Source organism: Ruegeria sp. BH6 (assembly GCF_056538105.1).
The window spans coordinates 68,638-87,853 of record NZ_JBQFSR010000003.1 but is presented as its reverse complement, the minus strand read 5'-3'; the positions used below and the strand labels follow the sequence as shown (position 1 = coordinate 87,853).

The following is a 19,216-nucleotide window of genomic DNA, read 5'->3' as shown; positions in this document are numbered from 1 at the left end:
AACGAACATGCCGAAACAACTATTTGCATTCCGCAAGCAGATTCGGCCCAGAGCCGACATCCAACCATTTGTTTCGATGCTGCGGTCGCAGCCCGCATTGCAGACTTTCGCCGCGAACACAAAATCCCGTTCAAACCGAACTTACACAACGCGGGATAAACCGTCGTTCTCTGCCTGGTAGAATTGGCATGCAGTTGAACGAAGGAGCTTGCCTTCGAGAAGCTTGATCACGCACCGCTGACACTCGCTTGGCGAAGCAGAAACCTCTGAATTTTACCGCTGGGTGTCTTCGGCAGTTCTTTGACGAATTCGATAAGCCGAGGATAGGCGTGAGCAGAAAGGCGCTGTTTGACATAGTCCTTCAACTCCGCGGCCAACGCATCATTACCTTCTGTGCCATCCGCCAGTACGACTACCGCTTTCACTATTTCGGTCCGTTCCTTGTCAGGAACGCCTACGACCGCCGTTTCCGTTACAGAGGGATGTTCGATCAGAGCGCTTTCAACGTCAAACGGTCCGATGCGATAACCCGAAGAGGTGATAACGTCGTCGTTCCGACCAACGAACGTTATACATCCGTGTTCATCCCGCTCCACTGTGTCCCCAGTAAGATAGTATCCGTTCTCGATCGATTTGGTGCCCATGTTTAGGTAGCCGCTAAAGAACAAGAGAGGTGAATCCGCAATGTTGACGGCCAATTGACCTGGCTCATTGAAGTCGGCGATGCTGCCGTCCTCAGCCAGAACCTCAACCCTGTATCCTGGCATCACATAGCCAGCCGATCCCGGGCGTACCGGATGTTCGAGCCCGTGATGATTATTCACCAGCATACCCGTTTCCGTCTGCCCATAATGATCCTTAATCGGCGCATTCAGTTCGGTCTCGAACCAACGGATGACTTCGGGGTTCAGTGGCTCGCCTGCGCTGCTGATGCAACGGATCTGATCGCGCAACTGTGACGCGCGCTCGGTTCCCGCGGCGATGATTAGTCGAAACGCAGTAGGCGCGCCTGCAAAGTTAGTCACGCCCAATTTCGAAATCACGTCATATGTACTGTCCACTGTGAAAGGCCCTTCGACCAGAGTGGTTGCATGTCCCAATAGTAGCGGGCCGATCAATGCATAGTAGAGTCCATAGGCCCAGCCTGGATCGGCTATATTCCAGAAAACATCCTCATGTTGCAGGCCGATCCCTTCGACCATGTAAGATCGAAAGGCAGCCAGAGCCTTTAGGGGCACGGGCACTCCTTTGGCGGGACCTGTAGTTCCAGATGTCGCCATCATGAACATCAGATCATCGACGTTCCGCAAAACAGGGACGAACTCAGGCGATTGCGCGGCCATCACCTGGCGGAAATCAATGTCTCCCGCAATAACCCCTTGTCTCGTTTCCACAATCGTCGCGACAGGCGGACAACTTTCCACTCCGTCGAGCTTGATGCGGTTCGCGGCGTCAGTCACAACCAACTTCGCGCCACTCATGGTCAAACGGTCCTGAATGGCCTTGGGCCCAAAGGCTGTAAACAAAGGCTGATAGGCCGCGCCAGCCAAGAGGGTGCCGAGAACAACTGTCACAAGATCCGGGGTGCGAGGTAACAGACCTGCCACGATGTCACCGGGTTGGATGCCTTGTTCTTCCAGCAAGTTGGCGAAACGCGCAGCTTCTTCGCGCAACTCTGCAAAATTGCGCGTCTCATGGTGCCCATCCAATGCAACCCAGTTCAAAGCACGGGGATTGCCCTGCAAATGGGCGTCACAACATTCTACGCATGCATTTATCCCGTCGCTGAAGTTGCCAAAAAGGAAGACTTTACCAGCTCCAGGTCAAATTTCTCCACCGTTTTGGAGTATTCTGGGGAAGTCTCAGTGTCAGAACTCGTTTCCATCAAAACGTATTCCTCCAAGTGCAGCCCTTAATTACCTTGCACTTAAACAGGTCGAATTTCCACGTTGGAAATTACGCGAACATCAGCGCAACGTGAGTGGTCCATTTGTCCCGAACCAAAGCTCGGTTTGTGTTACATAGCAACCATCGGGTGTTGCGCAGCATCTGCATAGTTTCGGCTTCAGTTTGCGACGCCAACGGCCCATTTCAGACATTCGAGTAAAGCATAATTTGAGATGACCGCTTCCGCCGAGTTGACCTCCGAGTATTGCGAAATATCGGACGGCTACGGCCCTTCACAGATCAGCGGGAAGGCACCGACTTCTGGTATCGTGAGTGTGCCCACGGTGACGAAATCGTCACCTTCGACGGCTGTTATCAATCGAACCGAGGCAACGATCCGGCTATATTCAGGATCGGCGAAGTCGATGACAGTGTGCATATCGACATCGGCCCCCTGCGCCACGATGATTGGTATCGCACCATCAACTTCTGTTAAGCTCCAGTGTTTGCTGTCTGCGTGAATGGTCGCACTCACGACCGCGAGTCCAGGGACAGTTCCCAATCCGACAGCAACAACTGCGCCTGATCCATCAGGGGCTTCGCAATACAACTCAACAGTTGCGAATGCCGAGGTTGCCGAGAAGAAAGCAAACAGCGCCAGCGCAGAAGTCCTGATCATGAAGATTTCCCTTCGTTCGCAATCCGACCTAAAATACATTTTGGGTTCACTGTTCTCAACAAGCGTGTCTCAACACGGGTCAAAGACAAGGAAACACCGGCATCCACAGACCACTACGTTGCCCCAAATTATTGGCATCGAACGGCTAGAAGTTAATTGAATCCGTTAAGAGTTTGAGCATTGTAGCGGACATTCGACTTCAGCACAGCGACCGAAGCAATAATACCCCAGGCTGCGACGTGGCACGACCCAAAAGAGACGTTGGCCAAGGGCTGTGGTGTTGCAGTGCAGCTTCCCGAAAGCAGACATTTCCAGCTCACATCAAACCAACTTCACCTCGGATAGACCAGCTTATCTGCGTTTGCTGCGGCCCACTCGTGCATCGCGCGAAGCAACCCGTCACGCATGAAATACTTGTCGGAGAAGCTCTAGAGCGCGGCAGCCTATGCCACGGCTGGTGCAGATGGAATCTTTGTTCCGGGACTGACGATTGTTTTGGTGAGTGCTAAATTCCCTTTACAAACCGACCGCCGGTCTAGATATACAGACCAGCGGTCTGTATTGATGGATTCGGAAAACCACTAAAGCCTGACCGCCCTCTCACCTCGTGAGTACTTAAAACAAAAACGCCGGTCGCTCCACGACACCCATTTCGTGGACGCATTAGCTGTGCCCGAAATTGAAAGCTCGAAACATGCATCATAATACAATTCGTGCCCCGCGCAGTATTTTGGAGTTCTGCGCCCGTCAGTTGCGTCGAATTTGGCAACACTCAGGAGATTTTCGAAAAAGAAATGGCTCAGTAGGAAATCCCAACACTACAACACCATTGTCCGACCACATGCGCCGAGACGTTGGGTTGATTGAGCGAGGGCCGGATGATCGTTCGCATTGGTGGTCATATTGACGTGGTCAGCGATGGGATTGTGTATCTTCGCAACCTACAGGTTCAAATTTTCCTTTATCAACTCTGCGCATGCAATTGGCGAGGCATCTTCTGTATTCACCGATAAGTCATATTTCATCCCATCATGAACACGCTCGAATTGCCATCTGGAAAGCCCGAGCGTCCGGTCGCCTCGCTTTCGTTCCCGTGCCTCCAGCACGTCCAGCGAAGCAAACAAACCAACCATGTAAAAATCATACGGCTCCAGTAAGCTTTGATATTCAGCTACCGCGCTCGCAGACCCGGCTTCCGTGTTTCCAAACAACACTTCGTCAACAATCAAATTATTCCCGGTGCGCGCCATTGCAGCAACTGAACGGCGCATTCCGGAAAGTGCGCGACTGGCTGTTGGTCCGACCCGTGCGAAGGTCACTGCTTTCCCGCCCACCACACGCTTTTCAAAACTCAATCCATCTGGATCACCAGCAAGCCGCTCTGGCAACATTGCCAGGAAGGCATCCATTTCGATGTGAAGGAACGGTAGTGTCGTAATGTTCTGAAGCGCTTTTGCGATAGAACTTTTACCAACGCTCCCTACTCCGTTTAGGAGAATTACTGTCGCCATAGGTCTCGTGACTGATTGATCGCTGCCAAGGTCCGTTATTTGGCTGTGGAAGGGGGTGAAGGCACAGTTTCCATCGTAACATCCACCGCTTCCGGCCATCCAAAATCTGTTGTCCCATCCGGCAGACCCAGAATTCGGTCGAGTGTTAGAAATTGCATATCGATCGCCGCCTGTAAATTGCGTGCGGCTTCATCTGCTATGTCAGTTCCCCGGGCGTCGATGGCGCGCAGCAATGCAAAATCAAAGAAGTTCATAAGGAAGAGTATAAGCTCTGCCGCCGTATCAACATCGGCGACAGTGAACGTTCCTTCGTCACAGCCCTTCTGGATGATTTTGGTCAGGACCGGCATGGCACCAGTTCTGACCCTGCGCTTGAATTGTTCGAGCAGGAACAGGTTTTTGTCCTGGTTCATGATCTTGAACATCTCGACCTGGCCTGGGTAGTCATGCTCGCGCAGGTAGTTTGCCCTTAGATGGGTGAAGTTATGCAACAGATCGAGTGCCGAAGATTTCTCGTCAGAGGCAACAACAGCCATTTGCGCGAACACGCCTTCTGCCATGCCATCCAATACCCCGAACAAAAGCTCATCCTTGGATTTGAAGTGGTGATAGAAGCCACCTTTCGAAACACCGGCCAGATCCAGCACATCCTGAATGGTCGTATCTTCGAAACCTTTCGAAAAGAACAACATTTGCGCACACCCCAGTAACTGCGCGCGCCGCGCCTCTGGCTGCATATTCTTCCGCTTCGTAGGTTTCATACATTTTCCCCTTGCAAACCGACCGACGGTCTGCAATTACAGACCTGCGGTCGGTTTATATCCCGACTCATCTGGCAGGACAACGAAATTCACCTGCCGCCCCGAATTAAATGATGCGCTGATGCAGCCCAAGACCGCAAGCTACAACGCTTCGCGCGCCCAGTTGAGTTGTGTCTACTACACAGGATCGAATGCCATGAATGCTCTTGTCTGCAGGGATATTTCAATATCCGAGTTACGCCAAGCATCTCGGCTGGCTGGTATCCGGGATTTGCTTGAACTTCTGGTCAGGCTTTCCCTGGACTGGGACGAAGCCAGGCGATCTTTGTCTCAAACAAGTCCGCAGACTTGGCTCGTAAATCCGTTCTCCCTCAATTGATCCAAACCTCTCAGGAGAGAAACATGTTGGACAATGTAAGGGCGCTTTCCACGGTTTACCGCGCAGCCAAAAGCATGACGGCAATCGCTTTGACAGAGTTGCCTGAGCCTGGGAATGTCGCGGAAGCATTGCAATTGGTGAACGTGCCCGTGCCAAGACCTTCGCGCCACCAAGTCGCGATTCAGCTGTTCGCTTCATCACTGCATGTCGATGAAATTTATGCGGCTCAGGGCACCGCTCTTGGTCGTTTCTTCGGGCCTAAACGCGCTTCGGCAAATTCCCCCTACGTCATGGGGACTTCGGTGTCAGGGGTCGTTGTCGCAACTGGTCAGGACGCAACCCGGTTCAATGTTGGAGACGAAGTGATCGTCGTTCCCAACGAGCTTGGCGAAAACGGGTCTTGGGCAACCTACCGATGCGTGTCACAGGACTACGTGATGCACAAACCCCGGGCCCTGTCACATGTCGAAGCCGCAGCCGCAATGCTATCGGGTTGCGTTGCATGGGGCACGATCAACGCTGCGCGCGTCGAAAAAGGTGACCATTGCATGGTAGTTGGGGCATCGGGTGCCATCGGATCCCTGATGGTTCAGTTCCTCAAAGCAAAGGGCGCAATCGTGACCGGGGTTTGCAGCGGCGCGAATGCCGATCTGGTGCGCACGTTGGGTGCAGATCACACGATCGACTACAACGTCACCAGTTTTGGTTCGCAGGGCCAAAACACCTACGACAGGGTCTTTGATCTGGTAGGCGGTCGGGACATCGAGGCCGCAGCGTACCGAATACTGAAACGCAATGGCCGGTTCGTCACGATTGTTGGCCCAGTGCGCCACATTGGTGAACGCAAGCTGTCCAGGGCCGAGTTTCTTCTGGGTGTTGGGCACATTGTTTGCCGCAGTATCGCAACACGGTTCCGCGGTCCTCGGTATCGTTTTTGTGCCTCCTTGCCACGGAACAACGCCTATGCAGCAATACTGAGCATCGCAAAGCACAACATACGCTCTCCCATTGAAGCCGAGATTCCATTCGATCTGCCGCAAATCCAGGCCGCAATCAGAACTCTGACGTCCCATCGGACAAGAGGTCGGATCATCATCAATTTTGAGGCCGAAAAACAATTAGGCCAGGCTGCAATCGGTTTTAGACCTGAAGCGCAACTCAATCGGTCATTGTTCTGGCAAAACTCACAACCCAATCAAGATACGGTAATAATATGAAAAACCTCTGGAAATATCCGGGATCGGGAAATCCTAATTCTTCGGAATCCCCTCGCAACGAAAGTACTCCAGCTCAATGCACAGCGAACTGTGTTTGGCCCGTGCGGTCAATAGTGGTCGCGTTTACCCTTGGCGCCGCGCTGAGTGGGTGTGCCGCCAACATGGCCGCAAAAGGCAGTGATGGTCCAGACCTGAGCGTCGTCAGCCAGGAGGCCACCCGGATGGATGTCGAACGGCAGTTGGGGTCGCCTGAGCAGCTACAGCAACAAGCCAATGGTGATTGGGTGGCCGTCTATGACGTCGAACCCCGGACAAAGCCAAACCTTGCTCGGGCGGCAGGCCACGGAACGCTGGACCTCTTTACCTTCGGGCTCTGGGAGGTTGTCGGTGGGCCTTTGGAAGTGGCCCATGCGCGGCGGGTTCTCGTCACTGCACGATATGACGACGCGGGAAAACTGCTGCAACTGACCAGCAAGTCCAAACCCATCCTTTGATCTGAGGGTGGGGCACCGCCGACCTGCAATAGGCCGGCGTTAAATCCAACACCCCGACGAACAGCAAGCCATCCCCGTTGAACCATAGTGCAGGTCCAGCGGGCAGATACCCCTGTCCACACAAACAAGAAAACGGACTAAAAATGAAGACTGTAACATTGATCACACTGGCCGCTATGGCTCCCACGATATGTTTGGCAGACGAAAGCTGGACCGGCTTCAATGCTGGTTTGCAGCTATCCACGGTTGATGTTTCCCAAGACGAAAAAGACAACGGAAACGCAGCGTTGGGCCTCCACGCCGGATATCTTCAAAATTTTGACGGCTATGTAGTTGGCGGTGAACTGACTTATGATGCGGGCGCTGAGCTTGTGTCTTACAACAAAACCAAAAAGGTCGATACGATACGCCTGAAGTTCAAAGGCGGACACGTATTTGGCCGGACGTATCTGTACGGCGTCATTGGATATGCGAACATCGATGGCGGTTCCATCAGTGAAGATGGCTACTCTGCTGGCGTTGGCGTTACGTATCGCGCAACGGACAGAGTTCTGGTCGGCCTTGAGTACCTGCGAGACACATATGACACGTCAGCTGACGACATCACAGCTGACTCTGTCGCGCTTCGGGTGTCTTACAAGTTCTGACAGAAGGCGTTTGAGAGCCTGACACAAGCGGGGGACAGTCAATTGCCCCCACTCATAATTCAATTCTCGGGAGCCACCAGGTGACTGAAATACCAACGCTTGAGACTGAACGACTGCTACTTCGACCACCAATAATGGCAGACTGGCCCGACTATCTTGCGCTGATGACATCAGAGCGCTCAAAGTTCATGGGAGGCCCGGTCTCTAACCGCATGACCTGGGGGATTTTCTGTCATGACATAGCTCAGTGGACCCTCATGGGGCACGGGGCACTGATGATGGAAGACCGTGTTTCAGGAGCGTGCCTTGGGCAGGTTAGCATCAACTCCGGACCGCTTTTCCCCGAACCCGAATTGGGCTGGTTTGTCTATGCTGATGCCGAAGGAAAAGGCTATGCGTTTGAAGCTGCGCGAACGCTGCGAGATTGGGCCTGTACATGGAACGTAACCCAGTCGCTCGTCAGTTATATCGATCCGAACAACTTCCGCTCCTGCCGCCTTGCAGAGCGGCTTGGAGGAATTTTGGATTCAAATGCCGAGCGAGATGACCCCAATGATCTCGTCTACAGGTACCATTGAGCTGCGCAAACAACTCCCCGGACCATTCGTGCGAGGGTCACCTTCATCAGTCGCCCGATCAGACCGTCATCCCCAACATCCTTTGCTTTTTGATTGTCCCGGTATCAAGGGGCGCAACGCAGCCCTGTCTTCTTTTATCTGTTGGAAATACCGGATCACGGGCCGGGTTGTCGCAACCTATGTGCGGCAATATGGGGGTACAAAACCTCAGTCAGACAATGACCAGCATCCTCAGCCCCCCGCGGAAAACCCGAAACGCCCGTCGGGCTGATCATTTGTCCGACGGATCACTTTCAGCATAATCCCGCAGACGCTCGATATCAGAGATTACGGCGTGGTTGCGGTTGATTTGCACACCTACCGTTTTTAACCGCGAAAACGCCCGGCTAAGGCTTTCCGGCTTCATCCCTAGACGCCCGGCGATCAGCATTTTGTCATAAGGTAGCTCTACGTCGCAGCCATCGGGTTTGGCGTCACACAGGTTCAGAAGAAACTCTGCCACCCGCTGCGCACCCGTCTGCGCCTTGAGCTGCTCCAGCTGTGCCACCAGCGAATGCAGATGCGTGAACGTGGACGCCAGAATGGAAACGCCGATCTCGGGGTCTTCTTTCATCAACGACAACAGCAAAGGGCTTGGGATATGCATCACGTCGCAGGCCGAAACGGCCTCGGCAGAAACGGGGTAAGGGACGTTTCGCAGCGCGACGGCCTCACCAAAACTTTCGCCGCGGGTAAAGACGCTGACCACTGCCTCGGCCCCCGTTGGGGACATGCGGAACAACTTGACCCAACCGGCAAGAACTACGTGGACGGCCTTGGCCTCTTCTTCCTGTAGAAAGATCGTTTCGCCCCGATCATAGCTACGCCAAATTGCGTGGCTCAGCAGTGTATCGACATGCTGGTCCGGCAAACTCTTGAGCAAAAGCGATTGCCGCGCGATCGCTTTTTGTGCTTCGTGTGCCACGGAGTTTCCCCTTTTCCCTGGTCGATCGTCCGACCGGTACGTCCTTTTTCGCAAGGCTATGCCAAAGCTCTGCCCGGCGCGCCAGCCTTTTCCTGCTTCAACTTGACTATTGTCATGTTGCAGGCGTCACCATGCACATAAATTCGGCCCAAAGCCAGCAATCCGGGGAGCCAGTATAATGGACTACGAGCGATTTTTCACCCAGAGCCTGGACGATCTACGGGACGAAGGAAACTATCGTGTTTTTATCGACCTGCAACGCCGCTGCGGATCATTCCCAAACGCACGTCAAACCGACGGGGCGGTACAGCGCGACGTACGTATCTGGTGTTCGAACGACTATCTGGGCATGGGGCAGCATCCGGCGGTGACCGGGGCGATGCATAACGCGCTGGACCGGTGCGGAGCTGGTGCTGGCGGCACCCGGAACATCTCGGGCACCACACACGATCACGTCCTGCTTGAGGCCGAACTGGCCGATCTGCACGGCAAAGAGGCAGCGCTTCTGTTCACCTCTGGCTATGTTTCGAACTGGGCGGCCCTTGGCACCCTTGCTGCGAAAATCCCCGGCCTTATCGTTTTCTCGGACGCGCTGAACCACGCCTCGATGATCGAAGGCATCCGGCATTCGCGCGCGCAAAAGGTGATCTGGAAGCACAACGACCTTGAAGACCTCGAGGCGAAGCTGGCTGCTGCCGATCCTGACGCCCCCAAGATGATCGCCTTTGAATCCGTCTATTCGATGGACGGAGATATCGCGCCGATCCAAGAGATTTGCGATCTGGCCGACAAATACGGCGCGATGACCTATCTGGATGAGGTTCATGCCGTCGGTCTTTACGGCCCGCGCGGTGGCGGCATTGCCGAACACGAAGGTCTGATGGATCGACTGACCGTGATCGAGGGCACGTTGGGCAAAGCCTTTGGTGTGGTTGGTGGCTATATCGCGGCCTCAGCCGCACTTTGTGATTTTGTGCGCAGCTTTGCCAGCGGGTTTATCTTTACCACCGCCTTGCCCCCGTCGATTGCGGCGGGCGCTGCGGCCTCGATCCGGCACCTGAAACAGTCGAATACCGAACGCGATCAGCAGAAGTCCCGCGTGGCGCAGGTGCGTGCCCGGTTGGATGCAGAAGGCATTCCGCATCTGCCCAACCCCAGCCACATCATCCCGGTGATGGTGGGTGATCCGGTGAAATGCAAATTCATCTCGGACACGCTGCTTGAAGAATTCGGTATCTACATCCAGCCGATCAACTACCCCACTGTCCCCAAAGGAACCGAGCGTCTGCGGATCACCCCTTCTCCGGTGCATACGGACGAAGATATCAAACATCTGGTCGGCGCGCTGTCAGCCCTATGGCAACGCTGCCAGATCGCGCGGATGCCGATGGCTGCACAGTAAACAAAGCGCTCCTTGCTTGAAAAACTGCCGCCCAGATCGGGCGGCTTTTTTCTGCTTCAAACGAGGTAGAGGGCAAAGATCAGCACCGAAAACCCGGTTAGAACCATGGTGAATCCGCGCAACCAGGCTGGGCTTCTAGCAAGGTCCAGATACTGCGCAAGGATTACGCGCGTCTTGATCAGTGCAAGCAACAGAATGCCACCCCCCATGACCGCAGCCGGCACCGGCAACAAGGTCAATACCGCTGAGCCGACACTTAGCCCCAAAAGGGCAAGCCAGGCCCGTGTCAGAGTGTTGTCCCCCATCGCCCTTATCCCAACAGATAGATCACCGGAAACAGCATAATCCAGACCAGGTCGACCATGTGCCAGAACTGCGCGCCCGCCTCGATATTGCGTGCGTCATCCCGCCAGGACACCAGTATCAGAATGCCGACCCCGGCCAGAACATGGGCCGCGTGAAAACCAGTCAGAAGGTAGTAGAACAGGAAGAAGGGATGCGTTTCATAATTGATCCCCTGCGCCATTTTATCCGCGTATTCCGTGCCTTTGATGATCAGGAAAACAACGCCCAGAAGGGCCGCGCCGATCAAGGCCATGCGCGCCGCCGCACGCCGCGCGACCTGTCGCCAGTGCAGCGCCTGTGCGGCCAGATACCCCGATGTGACCAGAACCGCTGTGTTAAACGCCGCTCCAGTGCGATGCAGATGTGACTGCGCCTCGGCAAAACCCGCCGGGTCGGTCAGACGCACGCCCATAAAGGCGATCATCCCAGCGCCAAACACCAGAAGTTCCGAGACGATCAGAACCCACATCAGCAACTCGCCCGGAAGCTCGTCGATCAGAGAAGCATCGCTCATGCGCCGACCAGTTGGCGATAGATTTGCGGCAAAGCCATCGTCAGGCGGTGCGGGTCAGGGATCACCGCAAAACCGCCTTGCCCGAACATACGCGGGAACCAACTTTTGCCGGTTTTGTCGATGGTGACACCAAAGACCGATTGCCCGGCGCGACGCGCTTCGCGGACGGCCATGCACGTGTCTTCGATACCATGGCGACCCTCATAGTGATCCAGGTCGTTCGGCTTGCCATCGGTGATCACCAGCAGCAGCCGGCGCTTGCGCGATTGATCCGCCAAATCGGCCGAGCAATGCCGGATTGCCGCCCCAAGCCGTGTGTAATGCCCCGGGCGCAATGACGCAATTCGCTGTTCGACCGTTCCGCCCATTGGCTCATCAAACCGCTTGCAGCGCTGCACATAAACACGCTGACGTTTCAGAGAACTGAAGGCGTGGATCGCAAAGTCATCCCCACAAGCATTTAACCCCCACGCCAACGCGGCCAGCGCCTCGCGTTCAATATCGATCACGGCGCGGCCTGTGACTGCGCTTTCGGTGGATCGGCTGACATCCAGCAGGATCGAGACCGCCAGATCGCGAGCTTCGGGACGGGATTGCTGCCAGATGCGCTCGTTGCCTTCGCCACAAGCCAGACGTTCAGTCTCGGCACGCACGGCGGCTTCGATATCCAACTGGTCGCCGTCCAGATGGCCGCGCGTCATAACCCGACCGGGGCGCAGCGCCTCGAACTGGCGTTTCACCGCGCGGATGCGGCGGGCAGTGGCCGGGTCCTTGCCAAACTCGGCTGCGTCTTCGCGGATATCGGCATCCGACAACAGGACATTCACATGGTCTGGCAAGTACTGCCCGGTGCGCACGTCCCATTCGGGATAAAGGATACGGCCCGACAGACGCTCGCGATTCACATCCTCGGGCGCCAGATCCAGGTGCAGCTTCAGCTTGGTGGGCGGTGCCTTCGAGATTTGGCCCAGCCCGATCTCTTCCTGATCGTCGGCCGCCTTTTTGGCATTGTCGGGATCGTCATCATCGACCCGGCGGTTCAGGTTCAGAAACTCGGCCCAACTGAGGATCGCCTCGAATTTGTGCAGGATCAGGCTGTCTTTCCGCTCAGCCTGATCAGATTTACGACGGCGGGCGCGGTGGGTTTTCTCACCCGATTCCTCGGGCGGGCCTTCGGTATCGGGGTTTTCCACCTCGTTATGTTCCGAAAAGCCAACAGCGCGCAGTTCGGGCCACAGGGGGACCGGGCGAAAACGCTGATACCCGCGCGGGGCAGACAGGCTGTCATCCAGCTCCAGCAGCTGTTCCGCCTTGGCAGACAGCGATGCCGGATCACCCAGCATATGGCGAACCAGTTCTTCCAGCGCGGCTTCGACCGGCGGCAGGTTAGGGATATCACGTTGGTGCAGCAGACCCTTGCACAGTTCGGTATAAAGGGGGAGCAAGCCGGGCGCGTTTTCCAGCGTGGCCTCGACCATCTGTCGCGCAGCGATCAGCGCATGCAGGTCGGCCCGCAGGGGGTCATCCTCATCAATTCGGGTGTCGGCATGGGCCGCAACGGCTGCCAGCCAGACATATAGCGCGCCGTTGGCTTCGCGCGCCGGGAAAACGGCCAGACGGTCCGGCAGGCGCAATACCTCGCCATCGAACGAAGCACGCGGCATCAGCTCGGCCTCGGTTCCCAAGCGGCGACGCCAGCTTAACCGGTGGCGTGAAATTTCGGGTGAGACCGGGCGTAATTCAACGCCCGGACTACCCCCAAGCCCTCGGAAGAGGACTGCCAGCCGCCCCGCGACCTCAGAAAGGTCGACCGCGGCTCCAACATGCACCTCAGGTGCATCGAGGCGGCTGGCAAGGGTGTGCCACAGTTTCCCGATCGTTTCTTCGGGTTCCCATGGCTCAAAATCGATCTTGACCATTGGCCGGCCTCACCCAAAGACAGCCGTGACAAGATCGAGGAGCCCGCGTTTGATATCCTCGTCATCAGTCAGAGGTTCGATCATTGCGGCAAGAATGGCGCGGTCCGTCGACATACCCTGTGCGATCAGCGTCGCAGCATAGACAACCAGTCGGGTAGAAACGCCTTCCTCAAGATCCTGACCCTTGAGCCCCCGCAGTTTGTTCGCCAACCGGATCAGCGGTTTGCAGCGCTCAAGCGCCAGGCCACTTTCCTGGGCGACAACCTCGGCCTCCATCTCAGGCGACGGAAAGTCGAATTCCAGCGAAATGAACCGCTGCCGGGTCGAAGGTTTCAGGGTTTTCAGGATATTCTGGTAGCCGGGATTGTAGGATGCCACCAGCAAGAAGCCGGGCGCGGCTTCCAGTTCTTCGCCGGTGCGATCAATCGGCAGAATGCGCCGGTCGTCAGTCAAAGGGTGCAGCACGACGGTCACGTCCTTGCGGGCCTCGACCACCTCATCCAGGTAACAGATTGCGCCTTCGCGCACTGCGCGGGTCAGCGGGCCATCGACCCAGACGGTTTCCCCGCCTTTCAGCAAATAGCGGCCAATCAGGTCGGCAGCGGCCAGATCATCATGGCAGGCGACAGTATAAAGCGGGCGGCCAAGCTGCGCGGCCATATGGGCCACAAAGCGGGTCTTGCCGCAACCTGTCGGCCCTTTCAGCAGAACCGGCAGATCGTTGTTATAGGCGGCGGTGAACACATCGCATTCATCGCCCTGGGGCAGGTAGAAGGGGGCGTTTGCCGCCCCCGTTCCCATTTGTATGGAGCCATCCATTTGCATTACTCCGCAGGGGTTTCGGCTGCGCCGGGTTCGATGACCTCTTTCCGAGGCACCCAGATCGAGTAGACGAACAGCAGCGCACCAAGGACCACGACTACACCAGACCCAAAGCGCATCCAGTAGAAGATCGCGATCTGATCCTGCACGTCCATGAAGTAGTCACCGATCACACGTTGCATGTGCGTCTGCACGGTTCCGCCGAAGGTCAGCACGAAGGTCATGAAGACCATACCGCTGGTCATCAGCCAGAATGAACCCATGTTCAGCACCTGATTATACGGATCACGGTTTTTCAGGATCGGCATGGCATAGGTGAAGATCGCCAGGTTGAGGCAGACATAGGCGCCGTAAAAGGCCAGGTGACCGTGGGCCGCGGTAATCTGCGTGCCGTGGGTGTAATAGTTCACCCCGTGCAGCGTATGCAGGAAGCCCCAGACACCGGCACCAAAGAAGGCCAGCGTGGCACAGCCCAGCGACCACAGCAACGCGGCCTTGTTAGGGTGGTCCCGGCGGCCCTTCCAGACCATGACGAAGGCAAAGGCCATCATCGCAAAGAACGGGATCACCTCAAGGCTCGAGAAGATCGAACCGATCCACTGCCAATACGCTGGCGTACCGATCCAGTAGTAGTGGTGACCAGTCCCAAGGATGCCCGAGAACAGCGCTGCAGCGACGATGACATACAGCCATTTCTCAACCACCTCGCGGTCAACACCGGTCAGCTTCAGCATTAGGTAGGCCAGTATCGAGGCCATGATCAGTTCCCACACACCTTCGACCCACAAGTGAACAACATACCACCAGTATTGCTTGTCCAAGGCCAGGTTGCCGGGGTTGTAGAAGGCAAACAGGAACAACAGCGCCAGACCCCACAAACCCAACAAGAGGATGTTGGTGATCGCGGTCTTTTTGCCCTTCAGAACGGTCATCGACACGTTGTAAAGGAAGATCAGCGCGGCCACGACAATGCCGGCCTTGACCCATTTGGGTTGCTCAAGGAACTCGCGCCCCTCTTTGCCCAGCAGCCAGTTTCCTTCGAACAGGTTGAAGGTATAGGTCAGCACCACGCCCAACGTCCCCACAACCAGAATGATCAGTTGTAGATAGGCCAGCTTGGGTGAATGGATTTCACGTTCAGCCTCTTCCGGGATCAGGAAGTAGGCCGCGCCGAAGAAGCCCAGGATCAGCCAGACGATCAGCGCATTGGTGTGCAGCATCCGCACGATGTTGAACGGCAAAAGCTCGCTCAGGAAATTTGGTGATACATAGATCAGGCCAGCCAGAAGGCCACCCAGAACCTGTATCACGAACAGGGCCATGGCCACCGCAAAGTAGGCGTAGGCGATTTTTTGGGATTCGTATTTCATTGCTCCGTTCCCTTTCTCAGCCAGCCTCGTTGGGCGGCCAGTCCTGAGCGTCGATATTGTCCGTCCAGATCAGGAAGTTGGTCAGGTCGCGAATTTCTTCGTCGCTGAGGTTGAAATTGGGCATCTGCCGACGACCGGGAATGCCGGTCGGTTGTGCCTCCATCCAGCCCTTGAGGGATTCAAAGGCTGATTCCGGGTCGTCCAGCACACCCCAACGTGTCATCACGTTGCCGACTTCGGGGGCGAAATAGGCCCCTTCACCCAAGATCGTGTGACAGTTGATGCACGCGTGTTTTTCCCAGACGTGCTTGCCCCGAACCACACTTTCATCGAGTTTTGCCGAATTCTCGGAATTCACGATGTACCAGTGGGAATGGGCCGACAGGGCCAGAAATATTAGGATAAAGAACAGGGACCCGCCATAGAATATGTTGCGAGCCATGCTCTTGGTCATGACTTCTCGCATTGCGCTCTCCTTTGCGCAGTTTAGCTTGTCTAGCCAGAATGGCGGCTGGGCCGTAGGAGGGCCTTAACGAAAGTCAAGGCTGGCGGAAGTAAATGAAAATCATCCCTCCCGGCCCGTACGAGGGCCCGTCAGCGCAGGCCACATGGCGATCAGGTAAAGCGCAAAGGCACAGACCCACAGGCCGTCCGACAACAGCATCGCCACCATATAGCCTGCGTTCAGCTCGGCCCCGATCCAGCGTGACAGTGCAGCAACCGCCATCAGACCATAGGCCACGACCATCGGGGCGGGCGCGATTAGTGCACGGCCGCTGTGACCCAGCGCGGCGCGGCTCATGACTGCCAGGGTCATACCGCCCACACACCCTATGCCCAATACGTGCAGGGCGGCGATTTCATTGCCCAGACCCAGCACTGCCAGCCCCCACAAGATCAACCCCATCGCCAACATGCCTAGACCCAAATGCAGCGCCAGCAGAATTGGCTGCCGGGCGGCCCAGCGGCTGCGCCAATTGGCCATGCGCAGTATCTGAACCACCCCAAGGGCAAGCGCCAAAACCCCGGCCAACGGCCCTGCACCCAGCACCAGAACACCCAGCGGCAAGATCAGGGCCAGAACCATGCCTGCCTTGTCGAACAAGGCGACCGAAACCGGCCAGTCCGCCTCTGGGACCCCAGCGCGTTTCATGGCATTGCGGGTAAAGGCCGGAGTAATCCGACCACCCAAAATGGCGATCATCGCACACAACGCCAACAATCCCGCGCGCAGCCCAGTTTGCAGAGTGCCTTCAGTGATCCCAATCCATTGCAGATGTGTCATCATGTCCGCGACCCAGATCAAGCTCAGCAACAGCAGGAAAACCATGTTCTGCGGCTTGGGACGGCGGATCAGCTGCGTAGCTATTTTGGCCCCCAGAACCGGCACAAAGGCCAGATCGACCACCGCGACCAGAACTGGCGGCAATACACCTGAAAACCACATGGCCATCCGACCGGCCAACCACAGCCCGGCAGCCAGAGTGATAAAGTGCGCCCGCGCCTCGGGGGCGCCGGTCCAGTTCGGTACTGCGGTCAGAAAGAACCCGCCCAGCGCGGCCGTCGCATAGCCGAAAATCATCTCATGCGCGTGCCACATCGGCGGCGTCATACCGTAATCCGGCGCCATGTAAGGCACTGTCAGCCACAGCCCCCAGACCACGCCGACAAACAGGCCGTAGAGACCGGCAGACAGAAAGAAAACACGAAATCCTTCACCAAGAATGCGGGCGATGATTGTGGGCATGGCTGCTCTCCTCAACCGTTTTTTTCAGCCCTAGCAGCCAACCCGCGCAACGGACTTAACAAAAATCAATCCTCACGAAAAACATGCCTCTAAAACACAGATTTTATGACGGTTTTTTTCGCCATTTTTTCCTGCCGAACCCTTGAAATGGGCCCCTGGCGTTGACTTTCGTCAAGGAGCCGTCGGGCGCGATGTCTCACCCTTGGACCTGCCTCACCACGCAAATGGAGAGTGATCATGTCACTTGGAATCAGCTACAACAAAACTGGCCGCGCCTTTGGGGTCGGTTTGGCGATGCTGCTGGGCAGCGTCGCTGCGCCAACCTTCGCCGAAGAGCCAACCCTTAGCGAGGAAGCCTTTGAATCCTCCAAACAACTTTATTTCGAGCAATGCGCAGGCTGTCACGGCGTTCTACGTAAAGGTGCCACCGGCAAAAGTCTTGAACCGATGGTCAAAACCAAAAACGACGATGGCACCGTAACCGAATCCGGCACCCTAAAACTAGGTCAGGAACGGCTTGAAAAGATCATCGCCTGGGGAACCGAAGGCGGGATGAACAACTTCTCGGACATCATGACCGAGCAGGAAATAAAGGACATGGCGACCTACATCATGATGGAGCCGCCAAAGCCGCCTGAAATGTCGCTTGAACAGATGATGGCGACCCGCAAGGTCTATGTCGAAGAAGCCGATTATCCAACCGAGCCGCTGCATGGCCGTAACTGGGAAAACTTCTTTGTTGTCATCGAACGCGATGTGGGCAAAGTGGCCGTGATCGACGGCGACACGAAAGAGGTTCTGACACACATCCCGACCGGCTATGCCGTTCACGTTCTGAAAGCATCTGAACACCACGCATTGGAAGAGCCAGAACAGCCCGGGCGTTTCTGGTACACCATGGGCCGTGACGGCAAGATGACTAAGATCGACCTCTGGCAGACGCCAGACAAGATGTTGGTTTCCGAGGTCAAGATTGCCTATGACGCCCGCGACGTTGCCGTTTCTGGCGATGGCAAATACGTCATCGGTGGGGGCTATTGGCCGCCGCATTTCGCAATCGTCGACGCCCAGACCATGGAACCGGTCAAGGTCGTATCAACCCGCGGTGTGAACGTGGACGGGGATTACGTGGAAGAGGCCCGTGTGGCCGCAATCTACACAACTCCGAACGAACCCACCTGGATCGTTGCCGTGAAGGAATTGGGGCAGTTGTGGCAGGTCGATTATACCGATCTGGACAACCTGCGGATCGACAAGATCGACAGCGCCAAGTTCCTGCATGACGGGTTCTTTGACCCGACAGGCCGCTATTTCCAGATCGCCGCGAACGCTTCAAACAAGATGGTGGTTGTCGATACCGAAACCCACAAGCTAGAAGCGATGATCGACACAGCCGCGTTGCCGCACCCAGGTCCGGGTGCCAACTGGGTCGACCCAAATTGCGGCCCGGTTGCTGGTACGACACACCTTGGTGTGGGTACCGTGACCGTCTGGGGTAACGATCCCGAAAACCGCCCGGATGATGCCTGGAAAATCTGTTACGAAGTGGAAACCGACGGCCCCGGCCTGTTTGTCCGTACGCACCCGAATTCGGACTACATCTGGGCTGATCAGACCAAACACCCGGAACCTGAAGTTCAGCAATCGGTGCAGGTCATCTCGAAAGAGACCGGCGAGATCGTGAAAACCATCCAGATCACCGAAGACGAAGGCAGCGCCGCTGTTCACTTTGAATTCAACGCGGATGGTACTGAGGTCTGGGTTTCCAAGTGGAACCTGTCGGACTCGAAAGAACCTAACGGTCAGATCGTGATCTTCGACGCCGAGACGCTGGAAGAAATCGGCCGCATCGAAGGGCTTTATGCTCCGACCGGCAAATTCAACGTCTACAACCGTTCGAACCACGTAACCTGACGAGTTCGCAACCAAAACCGGAAAGGGCGGGCCCCTCGCCCGCCCTTTCCTTGTTTGACCAAACAG

General features: G+C 56.2%; 18 protein-coding genes. 6 read left to right on the top strand and 12 right to left on the bottom strand.

The annotated features are described in order from the left end of the window. Positions 1–227: 227 nt before the first annotated feature. The 4 genes from ACR0B8_RS08410 to ACR0B8_RS08395 form a co-directional block, all read right to left on the bottom strand. The gene (locus tag ACR0B8_RS08410; protein ID WP_226688861.1) at positions 228–1,745 is read right to left on the bottom strand and encodes an AMP-binding protein; all 1,518 of its coding nucleotides are present in this window, start codon (positions 1,743–1,745) and stop codon (positions 228–230) included. A gap of 425 nt (positions 1,746–2,170) precedes the next feature. Continuing rightward, on the bottom strand, positions 2,171–2,566 hold the full coding sequence (locus ACR0B8_RS08405; RefSeq protein ID WP_170350186.1) for a hypothetical protein: 396 nt from the start codon (positions 2,564–2,566) through the stop codon (positions 2,171–2,173). A gap of 941 nt (positions 2,567–3,507) precedes the next feature. After that, positions 3,508–4,077, bottom strand: coding sequence for a chloramphenicol phosphotransferase CPT family protein (locus tag ACR0B8_RS08400; protein ID WP_170359438.1), 570 nt, complete (start codon positions 4,075–4,077; stop codon positions 3,508–3,510). Positions 4,078–4,112: 35 nt separating this feature from the next. Further along, entirely contained in the window at positions 4,113–4,838 is a 726-nt protein-coding gene (locus tag ACR0B8_RS08395; protein ID WP_170359436.1) for a TetR/AcrR family transcriptional regulator, read from the bottom strand. 402 nt (positions 4,839–5,240) lie between these two features. On the opposite strand from ACR0B8_RS08395, the gene ACR0B8_RS08390 reads away from it, so the two are divergent. The 4 genes from ACR0B8_RS08390 to ACR0B8_RS08375 all read left to right on the top strand — a co-directional run bounded on the left by ACR0B8_RS08390 (position 5,241) and on the right by ACR0B8_RS08375 (position 8,153). Continuing rightward, a complete protein-coding gene (locus ACR0B8_RS08390) occupies positions 5,241–6,434 on the top strand; it encodes an NAD(P)-dependent alcohol dehydrogenase (protein ID WP_226688859.1) in 1,194 nt (397 codons plus the stop codon). 113 nt (positions 6,435–6,547) lie between these two features. Next, the gene (locus tag ACR0B8_RS08385; protein ID WP_170359432.1) at positions 6,548–6,928 is read left to right on the top strand and encodes a hypothetical protein; all 381 of its coding nucleotides are present in this window, start codon (positions 6,548–6,550) and stop codon (positions 6,926–6,928) included. A gap of 143 nt (positions 6,929–7,071) precedes the next feature. After that, a complete protein-coding gene (locus ACR0B8_RS08380) occupies positions 7,072–7,575 on the top strand; it encodes an outer membrane protein (RefSeq protein ID WP_170359431.1) in 504 nt (167 codons plus the stop codon). An 80-nt stretch (positions 7,576–7,655) separates the two neighbouring features. Continuing rightward, positions 7,656–8,153 (top strand): GNAT family N-acetyltransferase, encoded by a 498-nt coding sequence (locus tag ACR0B8_RS08375; protein WP_170359429.1) that lies wholly within the window; start codon positions 7,656–7,658, stop codon positions 8,151–8,153. Between the two features lie 271 nt (positions 8,154–8,424). On the opposite strand, the gene ACR0B8_RS08370 is transcribed toward ACR0B8_RS08375, so the two are convergent. Continuing rightward, positions 8,425–9,117, bottom strand: a complete 693-nt coding sequence (locus tag ACR0B8_RS08370; RefSeq protein ID WP_170350179.1) for a Crp/Fnr family transcriptional regulator — start codon at positions 9,115–9,117, stop codon at positions 8,425–8,427. A 178-nt stretch (positions 9,118–9,295) separates the two neighbouring features. On the opposite strand from ACR0B8_RS08370, the gene hemA reads away from it, so the two are divergent. Further along, positions 9,296–10,519, top strand: coding sequence for a 5-aminolevulinate synthase (gene hemA, locus ACR0B8_RS08365; RefSeq protein ID WP_226688858.1), 1,224 nt, complete (start codon positions 9,296–9,298; stop codon positions 10,517–10,519). A 56-nt stretch (positions 10,520–10,575) separates the two neighbouring features. On the opposite strand, the gene ACR0B8_RS08360 is transcribed toward hemA, so the two are convergent. The 7 genes from ACR0B8_RS08360 to ACR0B8_RS08330 form a co-directional block, all read right to left on the bottom strand. Beyond that, entirely contained in the window at positions 10,576–10,824 is a 249-nt protein-coding gene (locus ACR0B8_RS08360; protein ID WP_226688857.1) for a cytochrome C oxidase subunit IV family protein, read from the bottom strand. A 5-nt stretch (positions 10,825–10,829) separates the two neighbouring features. Further along, positions 10,830–11,378: a cytochrome c oxidase subunit 3 gene (locus tag ACR0B8_RS08355; protein ID WP_226688856.1), complete on the bottom strand. Its 549-nt coding sequence runs from the start codon at positions 11,376–11,378 to the stop codon at positions 10,830–10,832. Further along, on the bottom strand, positions 11,375–13,297 hold the full coding sequence (locus tag ACR0B8_RS08350; protein ID WP_226688855.1) for a nitric oxide reductase activation protein NorD: 1,923 nt from the start codon (positions 13,295–13,297) through the stop codon (positions 11,375–11,377). The genes ACR0B8_RS08355 and ACR0B8_RS08350 overlap by 4 nt, the downstream gene beginning before the upstream one ends. Before the next feature lie 9 nt (positions 13,298–13,306). Next, complete coding sequence (locus ACR0B8_RS08345; RefSeq protein WP_226688854.1) at positions 13,307–14,116, bottom strand: CbbQ/NirQ/NorQ/GpvN family protein; 810 nt, start codon at positions 14,114–14,116, stop codon at positions 13,307–13,309. 5 nt (positions 14,117–14,121) lie between these two features. Then, positions 14,122–15,489, bottom strand: a complete 1,368-nt coding sequence (locus ACR0B8_RS08340) for a cbb3-type cytochrome c oxidase subunit I (protein ID WP_170350173.1) — start codon at positions 15,487–15,489, stop codon at positions 14,122–14,124. A 16-nt stretch (positions 15,490–15,505) separates the two neighbouring features. Beyond that, the gene (locus ACR0B8_RS08335; protein ID WP_170350172.1) at positions 15,506–15,955 is read right to left on the bottom strand and encodes a c-type cytochrome; all 450 of its coding nucleotides are present in this window, start codon (positions 15,953–15,955) and stop codon (positions 15,506–15,508) included. 99 nt (positions 15,956–16,054) lie between these two features. Next, a complete protein-coding gene (locus ACR0B8_RS08330) occupies positions 16,055–17,236 on the bottom strand; it encodes an NnrS family protein (protein ID WP_170359419.1) in 1,182 nt (393 codons plus the stop codon). Between the two features lie 237 nt (positions 17,237–17,473). On the opposite strand from ACR0B8_RS08330, the gene ACR0B8_RS08325 reads away from it, so the two are divergent. Then, positions 17,474–19,150 carry a cytochrome D1 domain-containing protein gene (locus ACR0B8_RS08325; protein ID WP_170359417.1) on the top strand — a complete coding sequence of 559 codons (1,677 nt, stop codon included), beginning with the start codon at positions 17,474–17,476 and terminating at the stop codon, positions 19,148–19,150. Positions 19,151–19,216: the final 66 nt, after the last annotated feature.

Bases quoted from the DNA above. Each gene is read 5' to 3' on its own strand.
- ACR0B8_RS08405 (WP_170350186.1), bottom strand. From the start codon at position 2,566: ATGATCAGGACTTCTGCGCTGGCGCTGTTTGCTTTCTTCTCGGCAACC.
- ACR0B8_RS08400 (WP_170359438.1), bottom strand. From the start codon at position 4,077: ATGGCGACAGTAATTCTCCTAAACGGAGTAGGGAGCGTTGGTAAAAGT.
- ACR0B8_RS08395 (WP_170359436.1), bottom strand. From the start codon at position 4,838: ATGAAACCTACGAAGCGGAAGAATATGCAGCCAGAGGCGCGGCGCGCG.
- ACR0B8_RS08390 (WP_226688859.1), top strand. From the start codon at position 5,241: ATGTTGGACAATGTAAGGGCGCTTTCCACGGTTTACCGCGCAGCCAAA.
- ACR0B8_RS08380 (WP_170359431.1), top strand. From the start codon at position 7,072: ATGAAGACTGTAACATTGATCACACTGGCCGCTATGGCTCCCACGATA.
- hemA (WP_226688858.1), top strand. From the start codon at position 9,296: ATGGACTACGAGCGATTTTTCACCCAGAGCCTGGACGATCTACGGGAC.
- ACR0B8_RS08360 (WP_226688857.1), bottom strand. From the start codon at position 10,824: ATGGGGGACAACACTCTGACACGGGCCTGGCTTGCCCTTTTGGGGCTA.
- ACR0B8_RS08355 (WP_226688856.1), bottom strand. From the start codon at position 11,378: ATGAGCGATGCTTCTCTGATCGACGAGCTTCCGGGCGAGTTGCTGATG.
- ACR0B8_RS08350 (WP_226688855.1), bottom strand. From the start codon at position 13,297: ATGGTCAAGATCGATTTTGAGCCATGGGAACCCGAAGAAACGATCGGG.
- ACR0B8_RS08345 (WP_226688854.1), bottom strand. From the start codon at position 14,116: ATGGATGGCTCCATACAAATGGGAACGGGGGCGGCAAACGCCCCCTTC.
- ACR0B8_RS08340 (WP_170350173.1), bottom strand. From the start codon at position 15,489: ATGAAATACGAATCCCAAAAAATCGCCTACGCCTACTTTGCGGTGGCC.
- ACR0B8_RS08335 (WP_170350172.1), bottom strand. From the start codon at position 15,955: ATGCGAGAAGTCATGACCAAGAGCATGGCTCGCAACATATTCTATGGC.
- ACR0B8_RS08330 (WP_170359419.1), bottom strand. From the start codon at position 17,236: ATGCCCACAATCATCGCCCGCATTCTTGGTGAAGGATTTCGTGTTTTC.
- ACR0B8_RS08325 (WP_170359417.1), top strand. From the start codon at position 17,474: ATGTCACTTGGAATCAGCTACAACAAAACTGGCCGCGCCTTTGGGGTC.